The organism is Streptomyces sp. NPDC058620, assembly GCF_042717135.1.
In the GTDB taxonomy this organism is placed as follows: domain Bacteria; phylum Actinomycetota; class Actinomycetes; order Streptomycetales; family Streptomycetaceae; genus Streptomyces.
Window position 1 is genome coordinate 1 of record NZ_JBHXQO010000131.1, and the last position, 3263, is coordinate 3263.

A 3263-nucleotide genomic window follows, 5' to 3' on the forward strand; every position below is an offset into this window, starting at 1 on the left:
CCTTGAGGCCCGGAGTCCGGTCATGGCGCTGGGCGCTGGTCAGATGAGGCCTTCGCACTCGTCGATCCAGTGCGCGAGGAGGCTCAGGGTGGCAAGCCTTTCCAGTGCCTGCTGGGCGGTCCGACAAGCGCGTGACTGGGCGCAGCTCAACGTCGGACAGCAGCGACGGTTGAGGGAGCTGAACGTGCGGCCACGAGCCGCTGTACGGGGCCAGGAGACGGCAGCGCGTGGCCGGGGTGAAGAAGTCGCGGGGCCCAGAAGGGCTACGAGACGTTCACACGGGGCCTCACGGCCCTGCGGCAGCATCGCCCGGGAAGGGAAGACCACCATCGGGAGGCAGCACATCGAAGAGCTGCCCGACGGGACATCCGTACGCCTCGGGGTGTTTCCGAGCAACCAGAAGAGCCGGCGCGACCGGCTCACCGACGACCAACGCGCCGCCCTCGCCAACCTCGGGCTCGACTGGACGGCGTAGCGGATCGCCTGGTGGTGGGAGCGAGTTTCTTCCTTCCGTCCTGCACTGCGGTCCGCTCCGGCCACAGTGCAGGCGTTTCACGGGCTTGGCTGACAGACGTGAGCTCCGGACTAGAAACTGAGGGCTTGCGTCTGATGAGAATCAGAGGCGGGCGTGAGGCCGATTCTTAAGAGCGCGGCAGACGAGTAGCTGGGGTGTCGGGGATGTCGGGGTCGGGTACGCGGGGTCTGTCGAGGGGCGCGTTGATCCGGCAGCGTGCGAAGGCGCGGTTTGTGGGGCGGCGTGCTCAGCTGGCGCTGTTTGCGGAGAACTTGTCGAAGGATCCTCTTTCCGAGGAGGATCCGGCGGACTTCCTGTTCCACGTGCGTGGTGTGGGCGGTGTGGGGAAGTCGACGCTGCTGCGTCAGTGGCAGGAGGCGGCCAGGCGCGCGGACGCGGTGACAGCGATGGTGGACGAGAACGACGTCCACGGGGTGCAGCAGGCCTTGGTCGAGCTGGCCCGGCAGCTGGCCGAGCAGGCGGGGCCGTGCAAGGAGTTCGACAAGGCGGTCGAGCAATTGCGGCGGGAGCAGGCGGCACCGGCGGAGCGCAGAGGCGAGCTCGGCGCGGGCCAGCTCGGCACGCTCGGCGTACTCGGCCTGGGTTGGAGTGTCCTGGGCGAGGTCCTCCACCAGGCTGCGAATGGTGGTGCCGTGCTCAGCCGCCAGCTGCCTCGACTCATTGTCACCAGCATGACTGGACCGACGGCCCGGCAGTCGTAGGCACTCAGCCAGCTCGCCGTCAAGAGCGCCCGGCTGGCTGCCGGACGACCAGTCCTTCTTACGGGCTGACCCGCGATTGATCTTGGGGCGTGTTGGCCTGCGGTTCGGCTGGGTCGTGGTTTAGCAGGCTGTGGCGCGAACGTGCACCAGCTCGGTGCTGGTTTTGTACCGGGTGGGCCGCTTGGCGGCGCGGTCGGAGACCAAAGCGGCGATGGCGAGGTGAGTCTCGCCATAGGTCTCGCGCCGGCCGGTGTACCGCTGGAGCGGGCGCCACTGCCGGACTTCGGCGTTGGCGTGCTCGACACAGATCCGGCGGGAGGACTGGCGGCGTTTCATCTCGCGCCAGCCGTACAGCTCGGTGACGGGCCCGTCGTTCGGGGCCTTCATGCCCTTCGGTCTCTTGGGCGGGGCGCTGACCTGGTCGGGGAAATCGTTGGCCAGGCCGCGGTAGCCATCGTCGACCTCGGCCTTCACGCCGGGGCGCCGGTGGAACTGCTCGGCGATGCCCTCGGTGCGCACGGCGGTCTGGTCGTGCATCCGGCCTGGGCGCTGCGCCCCGGACCACAGGGTGCGGCCCTGACCGTCGCTGATCGTGGTGGTCTTGACGGTGTTCTGCCTGCGCTTGCCGGAGACGAAGGCCCGCCGACCGGGGCGGCCTGCGCGTGGGCGGCGCACCTGGGTCTCCATCCCATCGATCCGCAAGGTGACGCCCTCGGCCGCGGCATAGGCGAACACATCCTCCAGAGTCCGCAGCCGGATGCCGGGCCGGTCGGGGACGGCGAACCCACGGTCCGCCAGCAGCGGGCGGACCTCCCGGATCGCCCGGCCGATCGTGGAGGACCTGTAAAGCACGCCCAACGCCTCATGGGTGAGCCCAGTCCGCAGATGGACCAGTGTCACCAGGAGCCGGTCGGTGAAGACCAGTTCGTACTTCGGCCCGGCCCCCACCTCCCGCCGACGGTTGCTCTCACGTCGCTCACGGCGCCCGGACTCACAGCGCGCCACCCAGCGCGGGGCGAGTTCCGCAACCAACTCGCCCAGATGTCCGCGCGACAGCCCGCAGAAGGCAGGATGGGACATGGCCACGCGGACCTGTTTGATTCACACACCAGACAACTCGCGAGGCGGTCTCTATGTCCCCGCACTCTCCGACCAAGATCAATCGCAGGTCGGCCCATTAGGGTCGGGAGCATGACGCCACCCCTTGCCAGCAGCGCCTTCGACTCGCTCCGCCTCGACGCCGTGCCCGACCAGGAGGCGCTGCGCCGGGCCTACGAACTCCCCAGCGAGGCGGCCGTGCGCAAGCAGATGACCGAACTCACCGAAAAGACACAGCGGTTGATCGGCTGCTCATCGCTGGTCCTGGTCGCCAGCGCGGACGCCGAGGGCAACTGTGACGTTTCCCCGCGCGGCGGCCCCGCCGGTTTCGTCGCCGTCCTAGACACACGGACGGTGGCGATACCGGACGCGACCGGCAACAAGCGTCTGGACACCCTGCAGAACGTTATCGCCACCGGACGGGCTGGGCTGCTGTTCTTCATCCCCGGGCGCACCACGACGCTCAGGGTGAACGGCCGGGCCTGCGTCTCCACCCGCCCGGACCTGCTGTCGCAGCTGACCGCCGTGGGCAAGCCGCCGGCCAGTGCGCTGGTGCTGGGGATCGAGGAAGTCTACCCGCACTGCCCCAAGTCGCTCCTGCGCAGCGGGGCCTGGAAGCCGGAGCAGTGGCTGCCTGCGGACGCCCAGCCAACTTCGGCCGAGGTGACGCTGGCCCAGCTGCGGATGCCGGAGCTGACGATCGCTGACATCGAGCAGGCAGAGGCGGATTCACTGAAGTACCGGTACGAGTAACGGGCCCACCTGCGCTTACTGAACCACCAGCCCGCCGAACCCCCAGACCAGCACGCCCCGAGATCAATCGCGGGTCAGCCCGTTACTGAGATTGAACTCGTGAAGTCATAAGGGCTGACGAGGGGTGTCTGCCTGCGGTATCACGAGAGGATGAGGTATCCACAGGGTGGCGGGTT

4 protein-coding genes are annotated in these 3263 nt (G+C 68.5%); 3 read left to right on the top strand and 1 reads right to left on the bottom strand.

Annotation, left to right across the window (positions count from 1 at the left end):
* Positions 1-382 precede the first annotated feature (382 nt).
* Positions 383-475, top strand: coding sequence for a helicase (locus ACFWSK_RS37510; RefSeq protein WP_383796608.1), 93 nt, complete (start codon positions 383-385; stop codon positions 473-475).
* Between the two features lie 242 nt (positions 476-717).
* On the top strand, positions 718-1236 hold the full coding sequence (locus tag ACFWSK_RS37515; protein ID WP_383796611.1) for an AAA family ATPase: 519 nt from the start codon (positions 718-720) through the stop codon (positions 1234-1236).
* A 120-nt stretch (positions 1237-1356) separates the two neighbouring features.
* On the opposite strand, the gene ACFWSK_RS37520 is transcribed toward ACFWSK_RS37515, so the two are convergent.
* Complete coding sequence (locus ACFWSK_RS37520) at positions 1357-2316, bottom strand: transposase family protein (RefSeq protein WP_383796614.1); 960 nt, start codon at positions 2314-2316, stop codon at positions 1357-1359.
* A 111-nt stretch (positions 2317-2427) separates the two neighbouring features.
* On the opposite strand from ACFWSK_RS37520, the gene ACFWSK_RS37525 reads away from it, so the two are divergent.
* Entirely contained in the window at positions 2428-3087 is a 660-nt protein-coding gene (locus ACFWSK_RS37525) for an MSMEG_1061 family FMN-dependent PPOX-type flavoprotein (protein ID WP_383796617.1), read from the top strand.
* The last annotated feature ends 176 nt before the right edge of the window (positions 3088-3263 follow it).